Origin of the sequence: Nesterenkonia sp. HG001, assembly GCF_034438835.1 — a bacterium.
Lineage (GTDB): Bacteria > Actinomycetota > Actinomycetes > Actinomycetales > Micrococcaceae > Nesterenkonia > Nesterenkonia xinjiangensis.
Genome location: NZ_JAOSZD010000003.1, coordinates 306,937 through 333,627, shown reverse-complemented (window position 1 = coordinate 333,627; position 26,691 = coordinate 306,937). Strand labels below are relative to the sequence as shown.

The following is a 26,691-nucleotide window of genomic DNA, read 5'->3' as shown; positions in this document are numbered from 1 at the left end:
AGGCCGCGTCTCGGCTCAGTCCACCGGGCCGGTGACCTGCGGGGTATTCGGGTAGCTCAGGAAGACCGTCTCGTCCTGGCCCTGGAACCGGATGTCGAAACGCAGGCCGCCGTCGTCGTCGCGGGCGGCGATCAGGGTGTGGCGTCGGTCCTCCGGCACGGAGGCCAGCAGGGGGTCGGCGGCCAGGGCTTCGGTGTGCTCCGGCAGGTACGCGCGGGTGAAGAGTCGGTCCATCAGTCCGCGGGCGAAGACCGTGACCAGGATGAACGGTGCCGCACCGGCCGACGTCGGGCCCGGCTCCACAGTGGTGAAGCTGTAGTGACCCACTGCGTCCACGGCGGCCCGGCCCCACCCGGTGAAGGTGTGGCCGTCACGGTGCAGGGAGCCCGGTTCAGCGGGGATACGGCCCTCGCCGTCGGGCTGCCAGATCTCGATCAGCGCGTCCGGGACGGGGACGCCATCGCCGTCGTAGACGGTGCCGTGCAGCCGCACCGCCTGCGGGTGGGAGCGGTCCACCAAGTCCGGCCCGCCCTCGTAGGGCAGCGCGAAGCCGAAGAAGGGGCCCACCGTCTGGGCGGGGATGGGGGTGAGGTCGCCGGGGGTGCGGGCCATGGTCAGTGCTCCTCCTGCTCGGACCAGGTGCGGTTGCTGCCGGAGAGGACGATGTCCCACCGGTAGCCGGTGTTCCACTCGTGCTGAGACACCGAGTGGTCGTACTCGGCCACCAGACGGTCGCGGGCCTTGGGGTCGGTGATGGACTGGTAGATGGGGTCTAGGTCGAAGATCGGGTCCCCGGGGAAGTACATCTGCGTGACGATCCGCTGGGTGAAGTCGGTGCCGAACATCGAGAAGTGCAGATGCGCCGAGCGCCAGGCGTTGTGGTGGTTCTTCCACGGGTAGGGCGCGGGCTTGATGGTGGTGAACGTGTACTCGCCGTTCGGGCCGGTCAGCGCACGTCCGACTCCCGTGAAGTTGGGGTCCAGCGGGGCGGGGTGCTGGTCCCTCTTGTGCATATAGCGGCCGGCCGCATTGGCCTGCCACATCTCGATCAGCTGGTTCGCCACCGGGCGACCGTCGCCGTCGAGCACCCGTCCGGTGACGACGATGCGCTCGCCGATGGGCTCACCGTGGTGCTGGATGGTCAGGTCCGCTTCCAGCGGGGAGACGTCCTGGTGACCGAAGGCCGGGCTGTGGAGCTCGATCTCCTCGGGGTCGGCGTGGTGCAGAGACTTGGTGGGGTGGCGCAGTAGTGAGCTGCGGTAGGGCGGAAAGTTCAGCCGGGCGCTGGTCTCCTCCCCGTCAGTGGCCTTGCGCGACTCGTAGTCGCGGTGGACCTGGGCGATCTCGGCGTCGATCTCCTCCTGGGAGGCCGCCGCCGCATCCGGATCGGTGGGCTTCTCCGCCATGGATCCGCTCCTTCGCAGGTGAGACCGGACGCTCCCTCAGGATGCCGGTGGGGACGGGTGCGTCCTCAGTCTGCGGGGCTCTGCGGGGACCGCACTACGGGTGTCTCATTCAATGGCACGGTCGGCTGGGGCATGGCCCGGCTGATGCCGCGGGCGGCGGTCTGCAGCGCCATGAGGAACTGCGGGATCTCGGGCGAGTCCCGCGGTACGACGACGGTCAGCGCGGCCAGTGCGCGTCCGCGAGGATCCAGCACCGGCACGGAGAGCCCTGCGGTCTCGGTGTTGATGACGCCCACGAGGAGGCCATGACCCCGCCGGCGGGCCTCGGCGAGCTCCCGGCGCAGCTCCGGCCGGGCCGCCTCCGCGCGGTCCCCGTGCTCGGCCCACCAGCGCTCGGCGGTGCGCTGAGGTGCGAAGGCCAGCAGCACGTGTCCCATGGAGGTCAGATGCGCCGGCATGGTGGTCGCCACCTCCGCCGGGTTGGCCACGGCACCGTGTCGAGAGAGCCGCTCCACGATCAGTGCACCGTCGTCGGCGAGGACCGAGAGCTGGGTGGTCTGCCGGACCACCGCGTTGACGTCCTGCATGTACGGCAGCGCCGCGGTGCGCAGCTCCCGGTGGATGGGGGCGTGCTGGGCGATCTCCCACACCCGGCGACCGACGACGATCTCCCCGCCGTCGGTCAGCGCCAGCAGACCGCGAGTGCGCAGCTCCCGGATGAGCCGGTATCCGGTGGTCCGGGGCAGGCGTGCGGCGGCGACGAGGTCGCCGGGGGTCTGGGACGGCTGCTCCTCCAGGGCGGCGAACAGCCGCATCACGCGGTCCAGGACGGCGTCGCCGCTGGGAGAGTTGGCCATGAGTGTGAGCGTAGCTCGTACCCCTGGTGATTCCCATTCAATGACATGAGCATGGAGTCGGCGCATGACCGGCGACACACTGGTGCAGGAGGACCGTCACGCCGCCGGAGGAGATCAGATGACCGAGCACACCAGCCGAGTCGACGTCGGCATCGTGGGCGGCGGGCCAGCCGGCCTGATGACGGCGCTGCTGCTCAAGCGCCGCGGGATCAGCGCCGCCGTCGTCGAACGCCGCAGCCAGGAGACCATCCGGGCCACCCAGCGGGCGGGCATCCTCGAGGCCCCCACGGTGGACATGCTGGTCGACACCGAGATCGGCTCCCGGGTGCTGACCGAGGGTCACGAGCACGAGGGCACGGTGCTCAGCTTCGACGGGGTCCAGCACCGCATCGACTTCCAGGCCCTGGTGGGCCGTTCGGTGTGGCTCTACCCGCAGAATGAGGTCTTCCATGATCTGGCGACCGCCTGGCAGGCCGAGGGCGGCGAGATCCACTGGGAGGTGGACGACGTCGCCGTCGAGGGGCTCGAGGGCGACTCCCCGGCGATCACCTTCGCGGATGCCGCCGGCGAGCCGCGGCGGATCGAGGCGGAGCTGATCGTCGGCGCCGACGGATCCCGGTCCATGAGCCGGAAGCTCATCCCCGACGACGTCCGCACCGACTACTTCACCAGCTATCCGTTCGCCTGGTTCGGGATCCTCTGTGAGGCCCCGCCCACCGCCCCGGAGCTGATCTATGCGAACTCCGAAGTCGGCTTCGCGCTGATCTCCCAGCGCAATGAGGACATCACGCGCATGTACTTCCAGTGCGACCCCGACACCGACCCCGAGGACTGGAGCGACGACGCCATCTTCGAGCACATCCAGCAGGTCCTCGGCGGCGAGGACGTGGTGGCGCTGAAACGCGGACGGATCATCGACAAGACGGTGCTGCCCTTCCGCTCCTATGTGTGCGACCCGCTGACCTACGGGCGGCTCGTCTTGGCCGGCGACGCCGGGCACACCGTGCCGCCCACCGGTGCCAAGGGGCTCAACCTCGCCTTTTCCGACGTGCGGGCTCTGGTGCCGCGCATCGAGGAGTTCCTCACCGGCCTGAGGCAGGGCGTCGAGGGCGCCGCCGACGTCGACCCGGAGACTGTCACCGAACCTCTGCGCCGCTATTCGAAGACCGCGCTGGACCGGGTGTGGAAGGCCCAGAACTTCTCCTGGTGGGCCACCAACCTGCTGCACCGCCGGCCCGGTGAAGACGCCTTCGCCCACCAGCGACGCCGCGGAGAGTTCCAGGCCATCACCGGATCAGTCCACGGGCAGTCCTACTTCGCCGACTCGTACACCGGCTGGGCCGAGGCCTGACGACCTGACCACCAGAGAACCCACCACCGGACAGACCACCACGAGAGAGGCATCGATGACGCTGCTGGACTCCACCACCTGGACGGGCAAGATCCATTCCACACGCTGGACGGAGGGCTCCGACGGCACGATCACCGTCCGAGAGCCCGCCACCGGCGAGACCCTCGGGGCCGTGGGTGCCGCCTCCCGCGAGGATGTGCTGGCCGCCTCACGCGCGGCCGCCGCCGCGCAGAAGGACTGGGCCGCCCGACCCCCGCGGGAGCGGGCCGCCGTGCTGCGCCGGGCCGGACGGCTCTTCGAGGAGCACGCCGAGGAGATCCGCTCCTGGATCGTCTCAGAGACCGGCGCCATCCCGCCCAAGGGCGGGCTGGAGGCCAAGATCGCGGCTGACGAGTGCCACGAGGCGGCCGCCCTGCCCACCCACCCGCACGGCGAGGTGCTGGCCACCGACGAGGACCGCTGGTCCCAAGCCCGACGCCGGCCCGCCGGGGTGGTCTCCGTGATCGCGCCGTTCAACTTCCCGCTGATCCTCTCCATCCGGTCCGTGGCGCCGGCGTTGGCGCTGGGCAACGCCGTGCTGCTCAAGCCCGACCCGCGCACCTCCGTCTCGGGGGGCGTGGTGCTGGCCCGCATCTTCGAGGAGGCCGGACTTCCCGAGGGCCTGCTGCACCTGCTGCCCGGGGGTCGCGAGACCGGAGCCGCCGTCGTCGAGGCCCCGGAGGTGCGCGTGGTGGCCTTCACCGGATCCACGGAGGCCGGCCGCAGCATCGGGGAGACCTGCGCCCGGCTGCTGAAGCGGCCGCATCTGGAGCTGGGCGGCAACAACGCGATGATCGTGCTGCCCGAGGCGGACTTGGACCGGGCGGTCTCCGCGGCGGCCTTCGGCTCCTTCATGCACCAGGGGCAGATCTGCATGACCACCGGGCGGCACCTGGTCCATGAGAACATCCACGACGACTACCTGGAGCGGCTCGCCGCGAAGGCCGACGGACTGCCGGTGGGCGACCCGGCCCGGGAGCAGGTGGCCCTGGGACCGATCATCGATGAGAACCAGCTCAAGCGGGTGGACTCCATCGTCCAGGAGACGGTGCTCGACGGCGGCCGCGTGGTGGCGGGCGGCACCCATGACGGACCGTTCTACCGGCCCACAGTGCTCACCGACCTGACCGAGGAGAGCCCCGCCTGGGCGCAGGAGATCTTCGGGCCCGTGGCCCCGGTGATGCGGTTCCGCACCGAGGAGGAGGCCGTCTCCCTGGCCAACGGCAGCGCCTACGGGCTCTCCGCCTCCATCCTGGGCGACGTCGGCGCGGCCATGCGGATCGCCGACCAGCTCGCCTCCGGAAAGATCCACATCAACGAGCAGACCGTCTCCGATGAGGCCTATGCCCCCTTCGGCGGCGTCGGCGACTCGGGCAACGGGAGCCGGGTGGGAGGCGCGGCCGCGAACATCGAGTCCTTCACAGAGCTCCAGTGGCTGACCCTGCGCCCGGAGATCGCCCGATACCCGTTCTGAGGCGCCGCGGAGTCTGAGTGATCGTCCTGACGCGGTCCGGCGTACCCTGATCAGGTGCGAAGACGTCTCAGGAGGTGCGCGTGAGCGGGCGCGAGCAGGAGGCCGGCGCAAGGCCGCAGGGCAGAGGCCCGGGGGCCGGGCTGCTGGCCGCCCTGTTGGGTGCCGTGGGCATCGGGCCGGTGCTGATCTACGGACTCAGCGCCACCAGCGATCTGGTGATCGCCGACCTCGGGATCACCGAGGCCCAGTTCGGGCTCTTCGCCACCGTCTGTTTCGCCTCCGCGGCCGTGGGCAACGCGTCCCTGGCAAGACTCTCCGACCGGCTGTCCGACCGGGTGCTGATGTGCCTGATCTTCCTGCTCGCCGCCGCCGCACTGGGCCTGGCTGCGGTCCCCGGCGGCTACATGCTGGTGCTGGTGGCCGCCGGGATCTCCGGGCTCGCACAGTCCTTCCCCAACGGGGTGACCAACAGGATCCTGCTCCAGCGGGTGCCTGCCCGGCGGCGGATCGGCTGGGCCGGCATCAAACAGTCCGGGGTTCAGGCCAGCCAGCTCACCGCCAGCCTGGCCTTCCCCGCAGTGGCGGTGTGGATCGGCTGGCGCGGAGCCTCTCTGCTGGGCGTGCTGCTCGCCCTGGGGCTGATGGCGCTCACGCTGCACGTGCTGCGCCAGGTCCCTCCGCTGGCCGTGTCGCCGGCCACGGACCGGACGATGGACACGTCGCCGGGGCCGGGGCCTGGCCCGCAGAAGGAGTCCGCGACGCCGATGTCGCACCCCCGATTGCCCGGGGTCGTCTGGGCGTTGACGTTCTTCGGCTTCCTCAACGGTCTCGGGGTGCAGGCCACCAACGTGTACCTGCCGCTCTTCGCGGTCCGAGAGCTGGAGTTCAGCCTGCTGGCCGGAGGGCTGACGGCTGCCGCGGCCGGAGCGATCGGCGTGGCCGCACGAGTGGGCTGGGGCCGCGTCATGTCCATGGGCGCCTCCGCTCCGAAGCTGCTGCTGGTGCTGTCGATGATGGCGCTCACCGGGGCCGGGACCTTCCTGGCCGCCGGCATCACCGGCTGGGCGGTGCTGCTCTGGCTCGCTGTCGCCCTGCATGGGGCCTCCGCGCTCGGGGTCTCCGTGGTGATCATGGGGGCGCTGCTGCGCAGCATCCCTGCGGAGAGGATGGCCTCGGCCAGCGGGATCGCCACGGCAGGGATGTTCGCCGGCTTCACCCTGGGCCCTTTGGTGATGGGGCTGCTCATCGGCGCGACCGGCGGGTTCCATGCCGGGTGGATCGCTGCGGCCAGCACCTACACCGGCTGTGTGGTCCTCTCCGGAGTGCTGGTCGCCCGGGGCCGGCGCATCCGCGGAGGCTGAACCTCGTGTGGGCTCCGGAGGCTACGGTGGAACGGCAGAGCCGCCGACATGGCAGACTCGTGGCGTTGTGACAGGAGCCGGCATCGGCGCAGAGGAGGAGCGTATGGCGGAGTCTGCTGATCGCGGGTGGGTGGCCTCGAAGCTGCTGGCGCAGGGCGAGGAGCCCGACCCTCGGTTCACCCTGGCCAATGAGCGGACGTTCTTGGCCTGGATCCGCACCGCGCTGGCGTTCCTGGCCGGTGGGATCGCGCTCGAGGCCTTCGCTGCCGACGTCTTCGCGGACCCTTACCGGACCATCATCTCGGTCCTCACCATCGGGGTGGGGCTGCTGATCAGCCTCGGTGCGGCCGCCCGCTGGCTGCATGTGGAGCGCAGCCTGCGGCTCCGCCGCCCGCTGCCTATGCCGCTGATCATCCCGGTGCTGAGCTTCGCCTCCGGGGTGGCGATGGCGGTGGTGATCCTCCTGGTGGTCTTCAGCTGATGGCTCGGACCACCGCTGCGCTGCACGGCGACCCAGGTCTCCAGCCGGAACGGACCGTGCTCTCCTGGGGGCGCACCATGATGCTCTTCGCCCTGGTCGGTGCCGTCTTCCTGCGCTGGATGCCGCACTACGGCCTGTGGACGATGCTGCTGACACTGGTCTGCGCGGCCGTGGCGGCCGGCATCTACTTCACCCAGCGGGTCCGCTACCGGCGCCAGTCCCTGGGAGTGGAGGCCGAGCAGGTGGAGGCCGACGTCCTCGCGGTGTTCTCCACCACCGGCGCCGTCCTGGCGCTGGGTGTGCTGGGCGTGGTCGCGGTGCTCTGGGCCTGAGCGCGAGCTGTACGAGGACTGGTCCTCCTGTTGTGGGCCGTGTGCTACGTTGCGCGCTCGTCCACGAATTAGGAGGTGCTTGTCATGTCTAAGAAACTGCTGACAAGCTTTGCCCTGGCCGGCGTGCTGCTCGGTGTCGCCGGCTGCGGCGATGCGCCCGAGGAGGGCGCGGATGGCGCCGAGACGGAGAACCCCGCCGACGCTGAGCAGGGAGCCGAAGGTGATGGCGGGGCCGAGGGAGAGGCTGGGCCCGAGGGTGAGATGCCCGAGCCCGACACGTCCGACATCCCCGAGGTGGTCGCCGAGGTCAACGGGGAGGAGCTCTCCGGTGAGGAGTTCACCACCCTCTATGAGAACCAGTTCCAGCAGATGGCCATGCAGTCCCAGATGTCGGGCGAGGAGGTGGACGAGGACGCGCTGAAGGAGCAGTCCCTGGAGTCCATGATCGCCAACGAGCTGCTGATCCAGGACGCCGAGGACGCCGGTTTCGAGGCCGGTGAGGACGACGTCGAGGAGCTGCTCGAGACCACCGCCGAGACCGGCGGCATGGAGTCGGTGGAGGACCTCATCCAGGCCTATGAGGAGCAGGGCATGAGCGAGGAGAAGCTCCGCGAGGATGCCCACGACCAGGTGCTCATCGACCAGCGGCTCGAGGACCTCGACGTCGAGGAGCCCTCCGAGGAGGAGCTCCGCGACTTCTACGACGAGGCTTCCGCCCAGCAGGCCCCTGAGGGCGCTGAGGGTGAAGAGGCCGAGATGCCGGAGTTCGAGGAAGTGCGCGACGAGCTCGAGCAGGAGCTCACCACCCAGAAGCAGAATGAGGCCGCCCAGGCCCACGTCGAGGACCTCCGCGAGGATGCCGACGTCGAGACTCATCTCTGAGTCGAGGACTCACCCCCTCAACACATCGACTGGGCGATATGACGGGATCTCCCGGGCCGAAAGGCCCGCTCTCCGGTCATATCGCCCAGTCGATGTCTCTGGGTGCCTGATGGGTCAGGGGAGGGGTGACCTGCTGCCGGGTCAGACTCCCGGGAGGACGAGCTGCGCGACGACGGCGGCCGCGAGATAGGCCGAGGCCAAAGTGAGGAAGCCGATCAGCACGACCTTCCAGCTCATCCTCTTCAGGCCGTCGATGTCGCGACCCAGGCTCAGCCCCAGCAGGGCGATCTGCGGAAGACCCACCAGCAGCACGTTCAGGTTCTCCGTCATCCCGACCAGAAATTCCGAACCGGGGAAGAACGGCGCGGAAGCCAGGGTCGCCATGGCCAGCACCCAGATGCTGGCCGGGACCGCCCGCACGACGCGGGCCAGGAGGAAGGCCAGCACAGAGAGTCCGGTGACCATCGTGATGCCGATGATGCCGGTCAGGCTCAGCTCGCCGGTGCCCTGCCAGTTGATCAGCAGGCCGGCCACGCCGGTGAAGATGAAGGCGGCCACCCAGGCGGCGATGGTCTTCGGAGGAGGCGGGTCCTGCGGCTTCTTCGTCCGCGCGGAGCCCTCCTCCGCGACGGGGACCGGATCGGCGGCGATGCTGCGCGCGTCGGCCTCCTCCTTGCGGAGGATCTTCACCCAGACCCGGTAGAACCAGCGGGCGAAGGGCAGCACCACGTAGACACCCATGTAGAAGCCCACGATGTTGGTGACCAGGTTGGAGATCGCGGCCAGGGCCATGATCTCGCCAGCCATCTCGGGGTAGAGCACGGTCAGCGAGCCGGCGCCGCCGAGCATCATGGACGCTGAGCCGAGGCCGCAGGCCAGGGCGAGAGCGCGGGGGTCGAAGATCTCCAGGCCGCCGGTGATGCCGGCGATCAGTGAGATGAAGGCCGCACCGAAGACGGTGCCCAGCAGCCAGACGCCGAACACGCCCTGGTACTCCGGCGCCCGGACGCCCCACTTGTCGATCGCGTAGGCCAGGTAGGACTCACGGTTGGCCGACCAGGTCGCGCCGATGGCCACGCGTCCCATGCCCATGGCTACGGCCACCGGGATGCCGATGATGACGGTGCCGAACGCGTTGCCCAGCTCCTGCAGGGCGATGGCGGGGCCGATGTCCACCAGGTCCGGCAGGGACGGTCCGATGCCGGTTCCCAGCAGGGCGAGGAAGACGACGATGCCGACACGGATCAGCAGTTCGCTGACGGCTCGTGTGGGTCCGGTGACCGGGCGCCAGGGCTGGAGTCCGACGACGGCGCCGATCAGCACTGCCCACAGCAGGGGGAACAGCACGATGGCGGCGAGGCCGATGGTGAGCTCGTAGGTGCCGATCAGCACGGCTGCGGCGGAGACGCCGACGCCGAGTCCCATGGCCCACATCCAGGAGCGGCGCGAGTGCCGCTGGTGCGGAGGGTCGACGGCGGCGGCCTCCGATGCCGCCTCGGTGGTGTGCCCAGTGGTCTGCATTCAAGCCTCCCGCGTGAATTGGTATACCAAAACAATAGGGAGCGGTGTGATGTACGTCAATAGCTGCTGTGAGGCGTTTCACAGAGTGAGAAGGTGAGGGCTGCCGGTGGCCCTGTCCGCGGCTGGGTCAGCCGCCCGCCGGCTCATCGGATGGGGAAGCTCGGGGGCTGCAGCTCCTCCAGGCTCCGCCCAGCATGGTCGCTGACCGTGTGGGAGGCGATGTACTGATCCAGGAACTCCTGAGCGCGGGGCCGATAGTCGCCGTCGTCGACGGTGAGGATCTCCTCGTCCTCGACGATCGTCCGCCCGGCCACCACCACGCGGGTGATGTCCCGGCCGTCGCCGTTCATCACCAGGGTGCGGACCGGATCCGCATGGGGCCCCACATGGGTGCCGGTCAGATCCATGACGAAGTAGTCCGCCTGCGCACCCGGGGCGAGCCGACCGAGGTCCTCCCGGCCGAGTGCTCGAGCGGGATCCAAGGTGGCCGAGCGGAACAGGTCATGCGGCTGGCCGGCTGGGCCTCGGCCGGTCAGCGTCTTGGTCATGGTCATCGCCAGATCCAGGGCTCGGATCATGTTCGGCGGCGCCGAATCGGTGCCGATCACCACTCGCACACCCCGCTCCCGGTAGGACTCGTAGCTGTCCATCGCGGAGCCGTAGTGCCCGCTGGGGATCGGGCAGAAGATCACCGAGGTCCCGGACTCGGCCAGCAGCGCCAGATCATCGACGCTGTCCCCTCCGAGGCCGTGCTCGGGTCGGCAGAGCTCGTCAGGCATGTGCAGGTGTCCCGGGAGGGTCCAGGCATGCGGAATGAACGTGCGCTCGCCGAGGAAGCCGATCTCTGCCAGGTGCGGCAGTGAGCGGCGCGACGTCCGGGCGATCATCTCCCGGTTCTCCTGCAGGCCCTGGGCGGCGTGCAGGCGGATCGGCACGTCCAGATCATCGGCCGCCTGCCGGGTGAGCCGCAGCGTCTGCTCCGTCTGAGTCTCGATGCGTGCCGGCAGCAGCGCCCCGCGGATCAGCCCGCCTGCAGCGCCGTCGTAGTCCTGGATGAACCGCACGGCGTCGTCCAGTCCCTCCAGGCCCTTCCGCTCGTCCCGGTGCAGCAGCATCTGCGTGCCGTCGGTGTAGGGCACATGGGTCCGGTAGCTGGGCCCCAAATAGGCACGGATGCCCAGCGCCTCCACCGCCTCAGCGGTGTCGGCCATGTCCTGGAAGTCCTCACACCATTCCTTGTAGGTCTCGGCGGCGATCGGCATCATCGTGGTGATGCCGTTGCGGATCAGCTGGCTGATCGCGAATTCGCGCCGGAACTTCTCCTGGGCCCGAGTGAAGCGCGGCCCGTGATCGTGCAGGTACTGCTCGGACCAGGCCAGGCCCAGCAGCCGAGAGGCGTCGGGCCAGCAGTCGAACAGGGCGTGGTCGATGTCGGCCAGCGCGTTGAGGTCGATGAAGCCGGGGGAGATGACGGCGTGGCCGGCGTCGATCTCCCGGTCGGGTGTGCCGGGCCAGTCGCGGCCCACGAAGAGGATCTCGGCGTCGTCGTGGACGAGCTCGCCGTCGGGTATCAGGCAGTGGTCGCCTTCGGCGTAGCCGATGACGAAGCGGGCGCGGATGCGGGTGATCATCAGCGGACTCCTCCGACCAGGTCGCCGCCGGAGGCCACCAGCCGACCGGCGGAATAGACGTCTCGTGCGGTCGGGCAGTCCATCACGGCGGCGGTGACCGTGTCCGCCGGAAGCAGGATGAAGTGGGCGGGCGCTCCGACGGCGAGGCCGAACTCGGCGTCGTCGAGCAGGCCCACGCCCTCGGGGCGCTGTCCGGCCATGACCATCGCCCCGCCGCGGGAAGCGATGTCCACGCAGGCCTCGACGTCGGCGTCTCGCCGGAAGCCGTTGGTGAAGGACAGCTGCCAGGTCCGGCGCAGCAGGTCGCCGTCGCCATAGGGGCTCCAGTGGTCGCGCTGCCCGTCCTCGCCCAGGCCGATCGCCATCCGGTGCTCACGCAACAGACCCTGGGGCAGGGAGCCGATGGAGGGCGCAACCGTGGTCAGTGAGACGCCTGCCTCGGCGAGCAGCTCCACCACGCGGGCCACCTCCTTCTCCGGATTGGTGTGCAGGGCGAAGGCGTGGGAGATGGTCACCTTGCCCTGCAGGCCCAGCTCCTGGGTCCGGCGGGCGATCTCCTCCATCGAGAAGATGCCGGCGGTGCCGGACTCGTGCAGATGGATGTCCGCGCCCACGCCGTGCTTCTCGCACAGCCCGAACACCACGTTGAGGTGAGAGGCCGGGTCACGGTCGTAGAGGACGGGGTCCAACCCGCCCACCAGGTCCCCGCCCTCGGCCAGTGCCTGGTCGAGCAGGTCGACGACGCCGGCCTCCCGCTGGATGCCGGCCTGGGGAAAGGCCACGATCTGATGGTCGATGATGTCGGCATACCGGGACAGCCCCTCCTGCACGCCGTGGAACCGCTCCAGGCCGCAGTCGGAGTCCACCTGGGCGTGGGAACGGACGCGCACCCCGCCGGAGGCGATGATCTGTGCCAGCGCGTAGGAGGCCTGGTCGGCTACGCTGCGCTCGCCGTCGCGCCACTTGCGGCGGTCGTTCATGATGTAGCCGTGCAGCGTGCCGTCCGCTGTGTGGGGCAGGAAGGTCTGCCCGAGGCGGTTCGAGTCCAGGTGGGAGTGGACGTCTCCCAGGGCGGGAAGCAGCACACGGCCACCGCCGTCGACGATCTCCGCGCCGTCAGGGGTGGGGGTGGTCCCGGCCGGGGTGATCGCCGCGATGCGCCCGTCCTGGACGGTGAGGTCGACGGCGGGTTCGTCGGGGGTGCGCGGAAAGAGTCTGACGTCGGTGAATCGGGTGGTCATCCGCAGTCTCCTGGATGGTCGGGTGATATCGGGCATCGACGGCGTCGGTGGAGCTGACAGAGTCAGTCTCGGGCGACCTGCCGGGGGAGTGGGAGAAATCACGTCCAGGTATTATGGTATACCAAACAGAGGTGGCACGATATTGAGGTGACAGGATCAGGAGGCGGGCATGAGAACTGACGCGCAGCCCGGACGGGGCGCGACGGCCCTCGCCGTCCTCGCCCTGGCGCTGCTGGCCGTGTGTCTGCGCCCCGCCGCGACGTCACTGGGCCCCGTGCTGGCCGACGTCGAAGCGGCCTTCGCGCTCCAGGGGTGGCAGTCAGGGCTGCTCACCGCGCTGCCCGGGGCCGCTTTCGTGGTCTTCGGTGCGATCTCCTTCCTGCTGCTGCGCCGGCTGGGGCTGTTCTGGTCGCTGGCCATCTGTGCGGCGGCCATCGGCACCGGGCTGGGGCTGCGGGTGCTGGTGGACAGCTGGTGGGGCTTCGCGGGTTTCACCACGCTCTCGCTCGCCGGCATGGCCATGGGAAACGTGGTGCTCCCCGTCTTTGCCAAAGTGCGTTTCCCTGACCGCCAGGCAGTCTCAGTGACCGTCTTCATGGTGGGGTTGGGACTCGGCGCCTCCGTGCCGGCTCTGCTCACCGCACCCCTGGCCGAGCACGTCGGCGGCTGGCGTCTGGGCCTGGGAGTGTGGGCGGGGCTGCCGCTCATCGCCCTCATCATCTGGGCCGCCCTGCGGCACCTGGGCGGCGTGCCGGCTGCCTCCACCCAGAACCACGGCGCCTCCAGGGCCGTCGGCCGCATCACGGCCTCGTCCGGTGCCTGGATCCTGTTGCTCTACTTCGGGCTGCAGTCCCTCCACGCCTATACGCACTTCGGCTGGCTGGCCCGGATCTACCGCGACGCCGGCCTGGACCCGGTCGCTGCCGGCGCCATGGTGGCGATCATCGTCGCCGGAGGCATCCCGGGAGGCTTCATCGCCCCGCAGATCGTGGTGCGCCGGTGGCATGTGCGCAGCGTGCTCATCGGCTACGGGCTGATATCCGCCGTCGGCTACACCGGACTGCTGGTCGCTCCCACCACCACGCCGTGGCTGTGGGCGATCTTCCTGGCGATCGGCGGATTCTCCTTCCCCTCGGCGCTGGCGCTGATCACCGCTCGCACCCGGGACCCGGAGGTCACTGCCCGGGCCTCGGGCTTCATCCAGTCCGGCGGCTACGTCTTCGCCGCTCTCGGCCCCTTGGCCATCGGGGTGGTCCTGGAGCGCACTGCCACCTGGACCGTGCCGCTGGTCGGACTGATCGTGCTGGCCCTGGCCATGGCCGTCGTCGCCTGGTGGGCGTCCTCGCCCGACTCCCTGGACGACGAGGTGCTCCCCGACGGGCCGCCACCGGGTGAGTCAGAGGGGATCACGACCAGCGCGGAGGCGAGCATCCCGGAGACGGGCTCCGCAGACGGGGAGTGGAACAATGAGACCCATGGCCGAGCCAGAGAACAGAGAGTCCGAGACGACGCGCGTGGCCACGCGGCTGCGCGAGCAGATCATCGACGGTGAACGGCCGCCCGGAAGCAGGCTCGTCGAGCGCGATCTCGCCGCAGAGCTCGGCGTGAGCCGCGTGCCTGTCCGGGAGGGCCTGCGCCTGTTGGCCGCCGAGGGTCTCATCACGCCTCGTCCCAGGACCTGGGCCATCGTGCGCGAGTTCACCGAGAGAGACGTCCGCGAACTTGAGGAGGTGCGCACCTCCCTGGACACTCTCGCCTTCACGTCGGCGGCCCGGCGCCACGACGCCGCCGGGCTTGCGCGGCTCGAACGCGTCCTCGTCGACGGCGAGGCCGCGGCCCAGGCCGGCGACGCCGTGACCGCCCACCGCTCGGCCGCTGCCTTCCACTCCACCGTGGTGGAGCTGGCCGACAACACCCACCTCCAGGAGCTGTGGGGCACTATCCAGAGCCGAGTCCGCTGGATGCTCAGCCAGCACGACGACCTGCTGGTGGTCACCCAGGAGCACCGCGGCCTGTTCGAGGCGCTCGCCTCCCGAGACGAAGAGCTTGTGGGGCGCCTGGTGGTCGACCATGCCCAGACCAGCCGGGACCAGCACCGCGAGCGTCAGGCCCGCCGCAGCTGAGCGGGGCGGGGACGGACAGGAGCTACGGATGTCGATGACCACGGTGGTCCTGGTCCTGGAGCTGGTGGGCACCTTCGCCTTCGCCGTCTCTGGGGCGCTGCTGGCTGTGCGGAAGGGCTTCGACCTGGTCGGCTCCCTGCTGCTGGCCAGCCTCGCTGGACTCGGCGGCGGCGTCATCCGGGACCTGGTGCTGAACACTGGGGTTCCCAACGCCTTCGCTGCCCCGCAATACCTGGTGCCCGTGGCGCTGGCCGTGCTGGCGGTCTTCGTGCGGCTCATCCATGAGGACAGGCTGCGTCGGACGCTGCTGGTCTTCGACGCGCTGGGCCTCTCGCTGTTCTGTGTCATGGGAGCGAGCATCGCCAATGAGGCTGGGCTGAATCCGATCGCCACCGTGCTTCTGGGGGTCACCACCGCCGTCGGCGGAGGAGCTCTGCGCGACGTCGTCGCCAACGAGGTGCCGCAGATCTTCAACCCCCACGGTGTCTACGCCGCCCCGGCGTTCCTGGGCGCCGGGGCGACCGCCCTGCTGCTGGAGGTCGGCCTCTTCAACGCCGTCAGTGCCGTGGCGGTGGCGATGCTGGTGCTCACCCTGCGGCTCCTGGCGCTGCGCTACCGGTGGCGGATTCCGCTGGCGGTGCTGAAGCGGGGATGAGATCGTGATCGGTGAACGGGCCGGTGAGATTCCGCGGAACGAGCAGCTCGTCGAGGGCCTCTCTGCTCATCAGGCCCTTGTCGAGGACCGTCTCCGTGATGGTGCGCCCGGAGAGCAGGGCCTCCTGGGCGACGAGCGACGCCTCGGCGTACCCGATGTACGGGCACAGGACTGTCACGAGTCCGATCGATCGATGGACCGTGTCGTGGAGCTCCTCCTGGTTGGCCGTGATCCCCTGCACGCACTTCTCATCGAGGGTCCGGCAGGCCGCTGTGAGATGCGTCAGCGAACGGAGCAGGCTGATCGCGATCACCGGCTCGAAGGCGTTGAGCTGGAGCTGCCCGCCCTCTGCCGCCAGGGTCACCGTCACATCGTTGCCGATGACCTCGTAGGCCACCTGGTTGACGACCTCAGGTATCACCGGATTGACCTTTCCCGGCATGATGCTGGATCCCGCCTGCACGGGGGGAAGGTTGATCTCGTTCAGCCCCGCTCGGGGGCCTGATGAGGTCAGGCGAAGGTCGCTGCAGGTCTTCGAGAGCTTGACGGCGACCCGCTTCAGCACACCGGAGAGCTGGACGAAGGCGCCGGCGTCCTGGGTGGCTTCGATGAGGTTCTCTGCGGTGCGGAGTTCTGTGGACAGCAGCTCGGAGAGCTTCGAGCGCACGAGCTCTGCATAGGCGGGATGGGTGTTGAGGCCGGTCCCGATGGCGGTTCCGCCCAGATTGATCTCGGTGAGCAGGTCCATGGCTTCCACCAGTCTGCTGCGGTCTTCCTCGAGCATGACGGCGTAGGTGAAGAACTCCTGTCCGAGGGTCATCGGAACGGCGTCCTGCAGCTGGGTCCTGCCCATCTTCAGCACATGGGAGAACTCCTCTGACTTCCGGCGGAAGGTCTCCACGAGATCCTGCATGGCATGGCGGAGCAGGCGAAGCTCGCCCAGGAGGGCGATCTTCAGGGCAGTGGGATACACGTCATTGGTGCTCTGGCCGAGGTTCACGTGGTCAAGGGGATGGAGGTTCTCGTAGGCGCCCTTGCTGAATCCCATCCGTTCGAGGGCCACATTGGCGATCACCTCGTTGGCGTTCATATTGGTCGAGGTGCCCGCTCCACCCTGGAAGACGTCCACGATGAACTGGTCATGGAACTTCCCGTCCCGGATCTGGGAGCATGCGTCCCAGATGGCGTCGGCGCGTTCCGGACTGAGCACCCCCAGGGAACGATTCGCGTGGGCAGCTGCCTGCTTCACGGCCGCGAGTGCGTTGATGAGACCCGGATAGGCGGAGATGGGGGTGCCGCTGATCCGGAAGTTCTCGGCTGCGCGGGTGGTGTGCACCCCGTAGTAGTTCTGGGAGGGGATGGGCAGGGTGCCCAGCAGGTCCCGCTCTGTTCGGGTGGTATGCATGACTGCGCCCTTCTTCGGTCCTCATGCCTCAGGCCTCGGCTCCGTCGCGGGGACGAGGCACGGGGGCTTCCCCTGAGCGGTGCCCGGGGAAGCCCCTGCGCGACATGTCAGCGGGTGGTGCTCACGTCTGCCGCTGACGACGTCTCCGGTGCCGCCGGGGCGTCATCCCAGCGCTCCTCCTCGAAGTCCTGCTGGCGACGGCGGATCTTGAGGAGGAGCTCGGAGCTTCGCGGCTTCGTCAGGAGGCTGACGCTGATGAAGACGACCACGTTCAGCAGGAGAGACAGCAGGCCGGCACCGTGGACGCTGAACGGCCCGGGGACCAGCGCCGGGAAGATCGTGAACAGCACGAGCGTGGTGATGCCCACGATCAGACCGGAGGTCGCGCCCGCGACGCTGGCGCGGCGCCAGAAGAGTGCGCCCACCGTCGGGACGATCACCTGGGCCAGGCCGGCGTAGGCGACCAGGCCGATGGCGATCAGCAGGCCCGGAATGTAGAGGGCCATCACATAGGCGATGGCGCAGAAGGCCAGGATCGCCCAGCGTCCGACCCAGATGCGCTTTCGTTCGGGCAGGTCCTTCTGGAAGTACCGCCCGTGGAAGTCGATGGTGTAGCTGGCTGCCATGGCGTGGACCTGTGAGTTCGCCGTGGACATCGCGGCGCCGGCACCGGCGGCGATGACGAGCAGCGCGAGCAGCAGCGGCGCATGCTCCAGGAGCATGATCGGAAGCACATGGTCCGGCTGCTCGACGTCGGGCTCGAGGAGCACCGCTGAATTGCCGATCACCATGGCGCCGATGTAGGCGATCGCCACGAGACCCAGCAGGAACGGCATGAGGTCGAACGGGCGAGGGCTCTTCGCCGCATACATGCGTGTCCAGAGCTGGGGCGTCATCAGAGCACCGATCGGTGTGATGATGGCCAACGCGATCCAGTACATCCACATCCCGTCCCCGAGGATGAGATTCTCGGGGCGGACCTGCTCGATCTGATCGAACATGGTGCCCATTCCGCCCACCTCGCCCAGGATGTATACGCCCGCGGCGATGAGTCCGAAGAAGATCCCGACTCCGTAGAAGATGTCAGTCCAGGCGATGGCGCGAAGCCCGCCTGCCCAGACATAGGCGATGATGACGGTGTAGAAGAGCAGGCCGCCCACCCAGAAGGGGATGGTCCCTCCAGAGGCCACGTCGATGAGGTAGGCCCCGCCGGTCAGCTGGATCTGGAGATGAGGCAGGGAGAAGACCAGCAGGATCACGGCGATGAAGGTGGCCAGCCCCGGTGAACGATAGAGATCGACGAAGAAATCGCGCGCCGTGAGATAGTTTCCTCGTTTGCCGTGGAACCAGACTTTCTTGCCGATCCAGTAATACATGATTCCGAAGAAGATATTGAAGATGACGGCTGTCCAGTATGCCGGACCGTAGAGGTAGAAGTTCGCGTTGGAGCCGAGGAAGGCGAAGGCGCTCCACCACGTGGCCTGCACGGTGAAGAAGAGGGCGATCGGTCCCATCGCCCGCCCCTGGACGAAGTAGTCGCTGGTCGTGGGCCGCGCCTTCAGGGAGGCGAGCAGCCCGATGACCAGCGGAATCGCCAGGGCGCCGCCGATGGCCGCGATTCCGAGAATCTCCTGGGTATTCATCGATCCACGCCCTTCTGAGTGTCGTCGGTGGTCGTTCCGGCGGGTGTGGGGCGGCCCCAGCGGGCCAGGTACGCCCAGAGGAGGACGCCGCAGAGGAGCGCCCAGATGATGATGATGTATCCATAGATGAACGGCATGCCGAAGATTCTGGGTTCGGCGACATCATGGAAGAAGAGAACCCCCGGAAACTGGGAGAGCGCCAGCAAAGTGACGATAAGTGTCCACATCACTTTTGTCTTGAGTGTGTAGGGTCTGGTTCGCACACGATCCTCCTCATCGGACGCTGAGGTGCCGTCAGCGGCGCCGCAGTGCAAGCGGTGGTTCTGGATGGCGCCCAGTCTTTACCGATGAGGGAGGGTATTCAATGAGTGAAAAACGAGGATGCGCATCACGAGACGTGATGCAGCGCACCCAGTGCACGCGCTAGTCGTCGGAGAAGATGCGCCTGCATTCGTCCGCGAAGGCCTGGCCCTTCCTGGAGAGTGCTTCACCGGACCGGTAGGCCAGTCCGATCTGCAGAAGGGATCGAGCGCCGTCGATCCTGAGTCGCGCGATTCGGCCGCCGTCGTTGGTCAGGTCATGGGCCGGGCGCTGGTTCAGGAGGGTGTACCCATGGCCCCGAGCCACCATGGAGCGGACGACCTCGAAGCTCTCGAAGCGTTGATGCACCCGTGGCTGTAGGCGCGCTTCGCGAAAGATCGAGAGGAAGTAGTTGGTGCTCTTCCCCAGGTCGAGGAGGATGAGGGGCTCATCGGCCAGCTCCTCCAGGGTGATGCTCTCGCGTGCGGCGAGCGGGGAGGCGTCGGCGACGGCCGCGTAAATCGGAGCCTCGCAGATGGGCTCGAAGGTCACCTCTCTGCCGTAGTCGAAGCTGTAGGTCAGCGCGATCTCCAGCTCTCTGCGCAGCAGGAGCGGGTGGATCTGATCGGCTGTGACCTCCCTGATGCGGACTGTGAGGTCGGAGTACTTGGAGGTCAGCGAGTCGTAGACCTCCGGCAGCCAGAAGGGTGCAAGCGTCGTGAAGCATCCCGCGGTGAGCCAGCCGGAGAGCTGCTCAGGGCGGACCGAGTCCACCGCGTCGTCCAACCCGTGCAGGACACTCATGGCGCGGGTGTAGAAGCTTCGTCCCTGCTCGGTGAGCACGACCCCTCGGGAGCGTTGTCTCACCAGCAGCTTGCACCCCAGGGACGCCTCCAGGTGCGAGATCGCGGTGGAGATGGCTGACTGGGCGACGAACAGCTCTCCGGCGGCCTCCGTCATGGAGCCGAGTTCCGCGGCGCGCACGAAGTACCGGATCTGCGACAGCGTCAGTTCGTTCTGCGGCCGTGGCATGGGTGCCCCCTGGGCGATCGGGAAAGCTGCGGCTGGTCGCCATTCTTGCATTGATCTTATGCAGTGCATGCCTTCTCGATGTTTGAAGTGATGCGGACGCCCGCTGATGATGGGTCTCACCAGGCAGTGTCACAAGAGTGAGAGGGCGAGGGATGTCATACGAACAGACTGAGGTGCTCGTCGTCGGCGCCGGGCAGGCGGGGATCGCCATCAGCGAGCACCTGGGTGCTCGGGGGATCCCTCATCTCGTGCTGGAGAGGAGCCGCATCGCTGAGCGCTGGCGCTCCGAGCGCTGGGACTCGCTGGTGGCCAACGGGCCGGCGTGGCATGACCGCTTTCCCGGTCGGGAGTTCGACGGCATCTCCGGCGATGCCTTCGCTTCCAAGGAACAGGTGGCCGACTACTTCGTCTCGTATGCCGACATGATCGACGCGCCGGTTCGGTGCGGGGTCGAGGTCACCTCGGTCTGGAAGAACGTCGGGAGGCCCGGCTTTCACGTGCAGACCTCCGAGGGTGCGATCGAGGCCCGACATGTCGTGGCTGCGACCGGACCCTTCCAGAAGGGCGTCGTTCCGGATCTCCTTCCCTCGGACGTGGGGCTGCAGCAGCTCCATTCCAGCTCCTATCGACGCCCCGAGCAGCTGCCGGAGGGGGCGGTGCTGGTGGTAGGGGCAGGGTCATCAGGTGTGCAGATCGCCGATGAGCTCCGGAGAGCCGGACGTCAGGTCTATCTGTCCGTCGGCCCGCACGACAGGCCCCCACGGAGCTATCGTGGGCGGGACTTCGTCTGGTGGCTCGGCGTGCTCAACAAGTGGGCGGCTTCCGCTCCACCGAGCGGATCCGAGCACGTCACGATCGCTGTCAGCGGTGCACACGGAGGTCAGACCGTCGATTTCCGCGCTCTGGCCGCCGACGGCATCACGCTTCTCGGGCGGACTCAATCGTTCGCCGAGGGGCGACTGCATTTCGCCGAGGACCTGAGGAGCAACATCGCCGATGGCGATGCCAACTACCTCTCCCTTCTCGATGAGGCCGACGCCTACGTCGAGAGAAACGGCCTCGATCTGCCCGAAGAGCCGGAGGCGCGTGAGCTGCGCCCGGAGCCTGGATGCCTCACAGACCCGATCCTGGAGCTGGAGGTCGACGACGCCGGCATCGCCTCCGTGGTGTGGGCCACCGGGTTCCGCGTCGACTACAGCTGGCTGAAGGTCGATGCGTTCGACCACGACGGCAGGCCCCGTCATCAGCGAGGAGTCGCAGCGGAACCAGGGATCTACTTCCTGGGTCTCCCCTGGCAGTCGAGCAGAGGGTCGAGCTTCATCTGGGGAGTCTGGCATGACGCCAAGCACATCGCCGATCACATCATGATCCAGCGGGGCTACCTGGACCATGAGACCGCGGTCGATGGCTTCCGGCCGGCTCTTCTCGAGGACGCTCCGCGATCCACATAGACCGTGCCCCTGCCGATCCCCGCCCTTTCACAGAGAGCATGAGAAGGAAGTGACAGCGATGAAGCACACGCGAATTCGGCCGTTCAACACCAAGGACACCTATCCAGAGCAGAACCTGGACAACGATCTCTGCCAAGCCGTCGTCGCCAACGGCGTCGTCTACCTGCGTGGCCAGGTCGCGCAAGACCTGGAGACCAGGGAGTCCGTCGGCATCGGAGATGTCGAAGCACAGACGGTGCAGGCCATGGAGAACATCTCGCTGCTGGTGACCGAAGCCGGCGGATCGATCGAAGACATCGTCAAGGTGACGGTCTACCTCACGGACATCCGGTACCGGGAGAGCGTCTACCGGGTCATGGGCAGATACCTGAGGGGTGTCCATCCCGTCTCCACCGGGCTGGTGGTCGAGGCCCTCGCCCGGCCCGAGTGGCTCGTGGAGATCGACGCCACCGCAGTGCTCTGAACCGACTCTTCACAGGAGATGCCATGACGTTTTCACTTGCAGCAAGGGACCCCGAGTCCGGCTCATTCGGGATGGTCGTATGTTCCTCGTCGCCCGCTGTCGCCTCCCGATGCATTCATCTGCGCCGTGGGGTGGGGGTCGTCGCCAGTCAGAACGTGACGAACCCGGGGTTGGGGCCCGCCATCCTCGACCGTCTTGAGCAGGGGCTCGGCAGTGAGGATGCTCTGAGCAGGACGCTTCAGGAGGAACCGTTCGCAGACTATCGGCAGCTTTCCGTGGTGGACGATGAGGGCCGGACGGCTCATCACTCAGGTGAGAACTCCCTGGGGATCAACCATTGGGCATCGGCAGATGCTGCGGTGGCGGCGGGGAACCTGCTGGCCTCTGCCGACACCGTCGACGCCATGGTGGAGGCGTACCACGCAGGCCGCGGCAGCAGCCTCGAGGCCCGACTGATGGCCGGGCTGCAGGCTGCGCTCGCGGCCGGTGGAGAAGCTGGTCCGGTGCGCTCGGCGGGCCTCAAGGTGATCGACGACGTCTCATGGGCCACGACGGACCTGCGGGTCGACGACGCCGACGACCCGGTCGCGGAGCTGCTGCGTCTCTGGTCCCTGTGGGAACCGGTGAAGAACGACTACAGGACTCGGGCCCTGAACCCTGATGAAGCTCCTGGCTTCGGCGTGGCCGGAGACCTGCGATGAGTGCGGGCGAGAGGCTCCACCAGATCCCGGAGGGTGAGCTCCCGGCTGCTCGCCGGCAGACGGCCCGCGCTGTCAATGCGATCGGGAAGGAGCTGGTGGGCCTGAGCCATGGCCTGCATGCCGCCCCGGAGATCCGCTGGCAGGAGTTCCGTTCAGCAGAGCGGATATCCGAGATGCTCCGCGAGCTGGGATTTCAGATCGAGATGCCCTTCGGGAAGCTGGACACCGCCTTCCGTGCCCGGCTGGGGACCGGGAGCCGCCATGTGGGGTTCATCGCCGAGTACGACGCGCTCGAGGGGATCGGCCACGCGTGCGGGCACAACATCATCGCCGCCGCCGCGGTCGGGGCCGCGGCGGCGCTGCGGGACCTCGCCGGCGAGCTGGATGCGACGGTGGAATTGATCGGCACGCCGGCCGAGGAGGGTGGCGGAGGAAAGATCCATCTCATCGAGGACGGGGCCTTCGACCATCTCGAGGCGGCGCTCATGGTGCACCCCGGCCCGGCGAACTCCTTGTACGCACGCCCGTTCGCAGTGGCTCACTTCGACGTCGTCTACACGGGCTTCGCGGCACATGCCGCGGCCTATCCTCACCTGGGGACGAACGCTGCTGATGCGATGACCGTCGCACAGGTGGCGATCGGGCTGCTCCGGCAGCAGCTGCCCGCGAGCACCAGAGTGCATGGCATCGTCCGAGAGGCTGGTTCGGCTCCGAACGTGATCCCAGACCATTGCCGTGGTTCCTGGTATGTCAGGGCCGCTGATCTCGACGAGCTGGAGGCCACCTTCGAGAGAGTGCGTGGCTGCTTCGAGGCAGGCGCGCTCGCCGCGGGAGCCTCCATGGAGGTGGTGGAGACGAGCCCGCGCTACTCCGAGTTTCGCAATGACGCCGAGCTCGCGGACCTCTTCGCCGTCAACGCGCAGACCGTGGGACGAGACATGGACCGCGAGGAATCGGTGGGAGGCGGCATGAACACCGCCTCCACTGACATGGGGAACGTCTCGCTGGTCACCCGTGCGATACACCCCTACCTGTCCATCGACTCCCTTCCCGCAGTCAACCATCAGAAGGAGTTCGCGCAGGCAGCGGTGTCCCCGGCCGCAGATCGAGCCGTGATCGAGGGAGCCTACCTCCTAGCCGCCACGGTCGAGGACTTCCTCCGGAGCTGACGGGTCATGGCGGACCGAGCAGGCCAGCCGCTGCCCCGCGTCGCTCAGCGGAAGGCGGCCTCCCCGGTGAGCCGCTGCCCGATGATCAGCGTGTGGACCTCGTCGGTGCCCTCATAGGTGCGGACCGACTCCAGGTTGTTGGCGTGCCGCAGCGGGGAGTGCTCGGCGGTGATGCCGTTGCCGCCGAAGATGGTGCGGGCCTCTCGGCAGATCTCGATGGCGGCCCGGCAGTTGTTCAGCTTGCCCACCGAGATCATGTGGTTCTCCAAGGTGCCGGCGTCCTTCGCCCGGCCCAGCTGCAGGGCCAGCAGCTGCCCCTTGGTGAGCTCCAGGGCCATGTCCGTGAACTTCTTCTGGGTCAGCTGGTAGCCGGAGAGCGGGCGTCCGAACTGCTGGCGCTCTGCGGCGTAGTCCAGCGCGGCCTCCAGGGCGTCTCGGGCGGCGCCCATCGCGCCCCAGGCAATGCCGTACCGTGCCTCCGAGAGGCAGCCGAAGGGGCCGCGCAGCCCGGGATTCTTCGGGAGGATCGCCTCGGCGGGCAGCCGGACCTCCTCGAGGGTGATGTCGCACTGCAGCGAGGCCCGCATGGAGAGCTTCCGCTCGATGGCCTCGGCCCGGAACCCGAGGGTGTCGGTAGGGACGATGAAGCCGCGCACCACCTCACCGGCATCGTCGGGGCGGGTGCGGTGCTCACCCTCGACGGCGGCCTCGGATTCAGCGGCCGCGACCTTGGCCCAGATGATCGCCACATCAGCGATGGTGGCCAGACCGATCCAGCGCTTGGAGCCGGTCAGCACCCACTCGTCCCCCTCCCGGCGGGCCCGGGTGGCCATGCCGCCCGGGTCCGAGCCTGCGGTCGGCTCCGTCAGTCCGAAGCAGCCGATCATCTCCCCGGCGGCCATGCCTGGCAGCCACTGCTGCTTCTGCTCTTCGGAGCCGTGCTTGTGGATGGCCGACATCGCCAGCGAGCCCTGCACCGAGACCACCGTGCGGATCCCCGAGTCCCCAGCCTCCAGCTCCTGCATGGCCAGCCCGTACTCCGTGGCGCTGCGACCGGCACAGCCGTAGCCGGTCAGGTGCATCCCGAACAGCCCCAGCTCAGCCATCTCCCCGAACAGCTCTGTGGGCAGCACCGCGTCCTCGTACCAGCGGGCGATGTGCGGCCGGATGCGGCGATCCACGAACTCCGCGACCCGGTCCCGGATGCCGATCTCCTCGGCCGAGAGCTGGCTCTCGATCGCCATCAGGTCGGTGCGGCGTCGGGTGGGGGTCGGCTGCTCAGCGGGCATGGGGTCTCCTTGTCGAGGGATGGGTGCGAGTCAGTGAAGGTCAGCCGACGTCAGAGAGCTGCTCGGTGAGCAGATCTCGGGCGGCGGGGCGAAGGATCTTTCCGGAGGGGGTGCGAGGCAGCGAGTCGACGAAGCGGATGAGGCGCGGCCGCTTGTAGGCGGCCAGGTGCTCGCGCGCGTGGTGGTCGAGATGCTCCACGAGCTGCGCACGGTGCTCCCCGGTGAGCTCGCCGAGCGGCCTGCCGGGGACGATCAGTGCCGCGATCTCCTCGCCGAGCCTCTCATGCGGCTGGCCGAGCACCACGGCCTCCTGAACCTCGGTGTGCTGGGCGAGCACCTGCTCCACCTCGGCGGGATAGACGTTCAGCCCGCCGCGGATGATCAGGCTGGAGCGTCGGTCCACCAGATGGACGTACTGGTCTTCATCGATCCAGGCGACGTCGCCGGTGCGCAGCCACTCGCCGTCGAAGGCCGCCGCGGTCGCCTCGGGGTCGTCGGCGTAGCCGGCGAAGACGGTCGGCCCCGACACGTGGAGCTCACCGATGTGTTCGGGTCCCGCCGGCAGCGCAGCGCCGTCCTCAGCGACGACTCGGACTCGGGTCCCCCAGGAGGGCGTCCCCACGGAGCCGGGACGGCGGCGTTCCCGGCTGGAGTTCACGCAGATCGACGACGTCGTCTCGGAGGCGCCGTAGCCTTCCAGCAGAGTCGCGCTGGGGATCATCTCCTCGAAGTCCCCCAGCACCCCGGGCGGCAGGGCCGCGCCGCCGGAGGTCACATGGCGCAGGCTGGAGAGGTCCCGCCCCTGGGCGCCCTCCCGGATCATGTCCATGAACATCGTGGGAACCCCGGAGAACCGGGTGACCCGGTGCTTCGCGATGAGGTCCAGGGCCTCTGCCGCGTCGAACCGCGGCATCAGCACCAGGGTCATGCCCCAGGCCAACGACGCGTTCATCAGGCCGGACATGCCGAACACGTGGTGCAGCGGAAGGCATGCGAGCACGACGTCCTCCGAGGTGGGTGAGGTGCGCGCCGACAGGGCCGTGCAGCTCATCCACAGGTTCCAATGCGTCAGCTTCGCCGCCTTGGCGGCTCCGGTCGTCCCGGAGGTGAAGATCACTGCGGCCACGTCCTCGGGGGAGCGGGCGACGAGCGGATCCGAGCGTCCGTCGGATCCTCGGGCCACCAGCGTTTCGCAGTCCATGACGGGAACGCCGTCGCAGCCTTCGGGCGGGTCCGCGGAGGCGGTGATCAGTGCTTGGGACGCGGAGATCTCCAGGGCATGTCGCAGCTCTCGGGGTGCCGCGTAGGGGGCCACGGGGGCCGCGATCAGGCCGGCCCGCAGTGCGGCGTAGAAGCAGATGACGAACTCCGCCGAGGTGGGCAGGTGCAGAGCCACCGTGTCGCCTGGTCGCATGCCGGCGGACTGGAGCCCACGAGCCGCACGACTGATCTGCGCGTCGAGCTCGGCAAACGTCAGCGAACCGTTCGGCGTCACGACGGCGGTCCGGCCCGGATGGACCGTGGCGGCGTGGGAGGCCGCCAGTGCGAGGTTGAACATGGGGCTCCTTCCCACTGCGCCGTGACTCGGAACACGTAACCAGCCCGGCGTCCGTTTGGCAACGTGCGTGCGCGGCGTCTGCACGCCCGATGCTGCGCTGCCGGGTCCCCGGCCGCAGGAGGGAGCCCGCTGGGCGTTGATCTGGCGCGGTTTTCCCGACGCGTTGCGTGCATCGATCCCGACTCATGCGAATAGAGGAATAAAGAGCCTCGAGAGTGTCGGAGATCACACAGTGCAGGTATGAATGGAGGGACGCACCGCCGATGAGCCTCGCGGCTCGTCGAGTCCGGCTCCACCCCGCCCGCCCCTTCTCTCCTGGCGCCGTT

The 26,691-nt window shown here is 68.4% G+C and carries 25 protein-coding genes; 13 read left to right on the top strand and 12 right to left on the bottom strand.

Going from position 1 to position 26,691, the window contains the following annotated elements:
* Positions 1-15: 15 nt before the first annotated feature.
* The 3 genes from pcaG to ODE13_RS06975 all read right to left on the bottom strand — a co-directional run bounded on the left by pcaG (position 16) and on the right by ODE13_RS06975 (position 2,263).
* On the bottom strand, positions 16-612 hold the full coding sequence (gene pcaG / locus ODE13_RS06985; RefSeq protein ID WP_322478619.1) for a protocatechuate 3,4-dioxygenase subunit alpha: 597 nt from the start codon (positions 610-612) through the stop codon (positions 16-18).
* Positions 613-614: 2 nt separating this feature from the next.
* Positions 615-1,406, bottom strand: coding sequence for a protocatechuate 3,4-dioxygenase subunit beta (pcaH, locus tag ODE13_RS06980; RefSeq protein ID WP_179541357.1), 792 nt, complete (start codon positions 1,404-1,406; stop codon positions 615-617).
* Between the two features lie 65 nt (positions 1,407-1,471).
* On the bottom strand, positions 1,472-2,263 hold the full coding sequence (locus ODE13_RS06975) for an IclR family transcriptional regulator (RefSeq protein ID WP_179541356.1): 792 nt from the start codon (positions 2,261-2,263) through the stop codon (positions 1,472-1,474).
* 64 nt (positions 2,264-2,327) lie between these two features.
* Between ODE13_RS06975 and ODE13_RS06970 the strand changes: the two genes are divergently transcribed.
* The 6 genes from ODE13_RS06970 to ODE13_RS06945 all read left to right on the top strand — a co-directional run bounded on the left by ODE13_RS06970 (position 2,328) and on the right by ODE13_RS06945 (position 8,183).
* Positions 2,328-3,614 carry a 4-hydroxybenzoate 3-monooxygenase gene (locus ODE13_RS06970; RefSeq protein ID WP_322478618.1) on the top strand — a complete coding sequence of 429 codons (1,287 nt, stop codon included), beginning with the start codon at positions 2,328-2,330 and terminating at the stop codon, positions 3,612-3,614.
* 55 nt (positions 3,615-3,669) lie between these two features.
* Positions 3,670-5,127, top strand: coding sequence for a benzaldehyde dehydrogenase (locus ODE13_RS06965; protein ID WP_322478617.1), 1,458 nt, complete (start codon positions 3,670-3,672; stop codon positions 5,125-5,127).
* 80 nt (positions 5,128-5,207) lie between these two features.
* The gene (locus ODE13_RS06960) at positions 5,208-6,488 is read left to right on the top strand and encodes an MFS transporter (protein ID WP_322478616.1); all 1,281 of its coding nucleotides are present in this window, start codon (positions 5,208-5,210) and stop codon (positions 6,486-6,488) included.
* 103 nt (positions 6,489-6,591) lie between these two features.
* A complete protein-coding gene (locus ODE13_RS06955; RefSeq protein WP_179541352.1) occupies positions 6,592-6,969 on the top strand; it encodes a YidH family protein in 378 nt (125 codons plus the stop codon).
* Positions 6,969-7,301: a DUF202 domain-containing protein gene (locus ODE13_RS06950; RefSeq protein ID WP_179541351.1), complete on the top strand. Its 333-nt coding sequence runs from the start codon at positions 6,969-6,971 to the stop codon at positions 7,299-7,301. The genes ODE13_RS06955 and ODE13_RS06950 overlap by 1 nt, the downstream gene beginning before the upstream one ends.
* Before the next feature lie 84 nt (positions 7,302-7,385).
* A complete protein-coding gene (locus ODE13_RS06945) occupies positions 7,386-8,183 on the top strand; it encodes a SurA N-terminal domain-containing protein (protein ID WP_322478615.1) in 798 nt (265 codons plus the stop codon).
* A gap of 141 nt (positions 8,184-8,324) precedes the next feature.
* Here ODE13_RS06945 and ODE13_RS06940 read toward each other — a convergent pair whose 3' ends face one another.
* From ODE13_RS06940 to ODE13_RS06930, 3 genes are all read right to left on the bottom strand, one after another.
* Positions 8,325-9,704, bottom strand: coding sequence for a DUF3100 domain-containing protein (locus ODE13_RS06940; RefSeq protein WP_322478614.1), 1,380 nt, complete (start codon positions 9,702-9,704; stop codon positions 8,325-8,327).
* A gap of 143 nt (positions 9,705-9,847) precedes the next feature.
* Positions 9,848-11,335 carry a chlorohydrolase family protein gene (locus tag ODE13_RS06935; RefSeq protein ID WP_322478613.1) on the bottom strand — a complete coding sequence of 496 codons (1,488 nt, stop codon included), beginning with the start codon at positions 11,333-11,335 and terminating at the stop codon, positions 9,848-9,850.
* Entirely contained in the window at positions 11,335-12,576 is a 1,242-nt protein-coding gene (locus ODE13_RS06930; RefSeq protein ID WP_322478612.1) for an amidohydrolase family protein, read from the bottom strand. The genes ODE13_RS06935 and ODE13_RS06930 overlap by 1 nt, the downstream gene beginning before the upstream one ends.
* A 169-nt stretch (positions 12,577-12,745) precedes the next feature.
* Here ODE13_RS06930 and ODE13_RS06925 point away from each other — a divergent pair, with 169 nt between their 5' ends.
* The 3 genes from ODE13_RS06925 to ODE13_RS06915 are packed head-to-tail and all read left to right on the top strand — an operon-like array spanning position 12,746 to position 15,354.
* On the top strand, positions 12,746-14,128 hold the full coding sequence (locus tag ODE13_RS06925; RefSeq protein WP_322478611.1) for a CynX/NimT family MFS transporter: 1,383 nt from the start codon (positions 12,746-12,748) through the stop codon (positions 14,126-14,128).
* Positions 14,052-14,699, top strand: a complete 648-nt coding sequence (locus ODE13_RS06920; protein ID WP_322478610.1) for a GntR family transcriptional regulator — start codon at positions 14,052-14,054, stop codon at positions 14,697-14,699. The genes ODE13_RS06925 and ODE13_RS06920 overlap by 77 nt, the downstream gene beginning before the upstream one ends.
* Before the next feature lie 28 nt (positions 14,700-14,727).
* The gene (locus ODE13_RS06915; RefSeq protein WP_322478609.1) at positions 14,728-15,354 is read left to right on the top strand and encodes a trimeric intracellular cation channel family protein; all 627 of its coding nucleotides are present in this window, start codon (positions 14,728-14,730) and stop codon (positions 15,352-15,354) included.
* Here the strand turns inward: ODE13_RS06915 and ODE13_RS06910 are convergent.
* The 4 genes from ODE13_RS06910 to ODE13_RS06895 form a co-directional block, all read right to left on the bottom strand.
* Positions 15,287-16,759 (bottom strand): aspartate ammonia-lyase, encoded by a 1,473-nt coding sequence (locus ODE13_RS06910; protein WP_322478608.1) that lies wholly within the window; start codon positions 16,757-16,759, stop codon positions 15,287-15,289. The two genes, ODE13_RS06915 and ODE13_RS06910, sit on opposite strands and share 68 nt — an antisense overlap.
* A gap of 107 nt (positions 16,760-16,866) precedes the next feature.
* Positions 16,867-18,402, bottom strand: a complete 1,536-nt coding sequence (locus tag ODE13_RS06905; RefSeq protein ID WP_322478607.1) for a sodium:solute symporter family protein — start codon at positions 18,400-18,402, stop codon at positions 16,867-16,869.
* A complete protein-coding gene (locus ODE13_RS06900) occupies positions 18,399-18,632 on the bottom strand; it encodes a hypothetical protein (protein WP_179541338.1) in 234 nt (77 codons plus the stop codon). The genes ODE13_RS06905 and ODE13_RS06900 overlap by 4 nt, the downstream gene beginning before the upstream one ends.
* A gap of 193 nt (positions 18,633-18,825) precedes the next feature.
* Complete coding sequence (locus ODE13_RS06895) at positions 18,826-19,734, bottom strand: LysR family transcriptional regulator (RefSeq protein ID WP_322478606.1); 909 nt, start codon at positions 19,732-19,734, stop codon at positions 18,826-18,828.
* 152 nt (positions 19,735-19,886) lie between these two features.
* Between ODE13_RS06895 and ODE13_RS06890 the strand changes: the two genes are divergently transcribed.
* From ODE13_RS06890 to ODE13_RS06875, 4 genes are read left to right on the top strand one after another with little or no spacing between them, the layout of a single operon-like run.
* Positions 19,887-21,185, top strand: coding sequence for an NAD(P)/FAD-dependent oxidoreductase (locus ODE13_RS06890; RefSeq protein ID WP_322478605.1), 1,299 nt, complete (start codon positions 19,887-19,889; stop codon positions 21,183-21,185).
* Between the two features lie 58 nt (positions 21,186-21,243).
* A complete protein-coding gene (locus ODE13_RS06885) occupies positions 21,244-21,648 on the top strand; it encodes a RidA family protein (protein WP_322478604.1) in 405 nt (134 codons plus the stop codon).
* 23 nt (positions 21,649-21,671) lie between these two features.
* Positions 21,672-22,349, top strand: a complete 678-nt coding sequence (locus ODE13_RS06880) for a DUF1028 domain-containing protein (protein ID WP_322478603.1) — start codon at positions 21,672-21,674, stop codon at positions 22,347-22,349.
* Positions 22,346-23,518 carry a M20 family metallopeptidase gene (locus tag ODE13_RS06875; protein ID WP_322478602.1) on the top strand — a complete coding sequence of 391 codons (1,173 nt, stop codon included), beginning with the start codon at positions 22,346-22,348 and terminating at the stop codon, positions 23,516-23,518. The genes ODE13_RS06880 and ODE13_RS06875 overlap by 4 nt, the downstream gene beginning before the upstream one ends.
* 44 nt (positions 23,519-23,562) lie before the next feature.
* Here ODE13_RS06875 and ODE13_RS06870 read toward each other — a convergent pair whose 3' ends face one another.
* On the bottom strand, positions 23,563-24,807 hold the full coding sequence (locus ODE13_RS06870; RefSeq protein ID WP_322478601.1) for an acyl-CoA dehydrogenase family protein: 1,245 nt from the start codon (positions 24,805-24,807) through the stop codon (positions 23,563-23,565).
* 40 nt (positions 24,808-24,847) lie between these two features.
* Positions 24,848-26,365 carry a class I adenylate-forming enzyme family protein gene (locus tag ODE13_RS06865; protein ID WP_322478600.1) on the bottom strand — a complete coding sequence of 506 codons (1,518 nt, stop codon included), beginning with the start codon at positions 26,363-26,365 and terminating at the stop codon, positions 24,848-24,850.
* Positions 26,366-26,691: the final 326 nt, after the last annotated feature.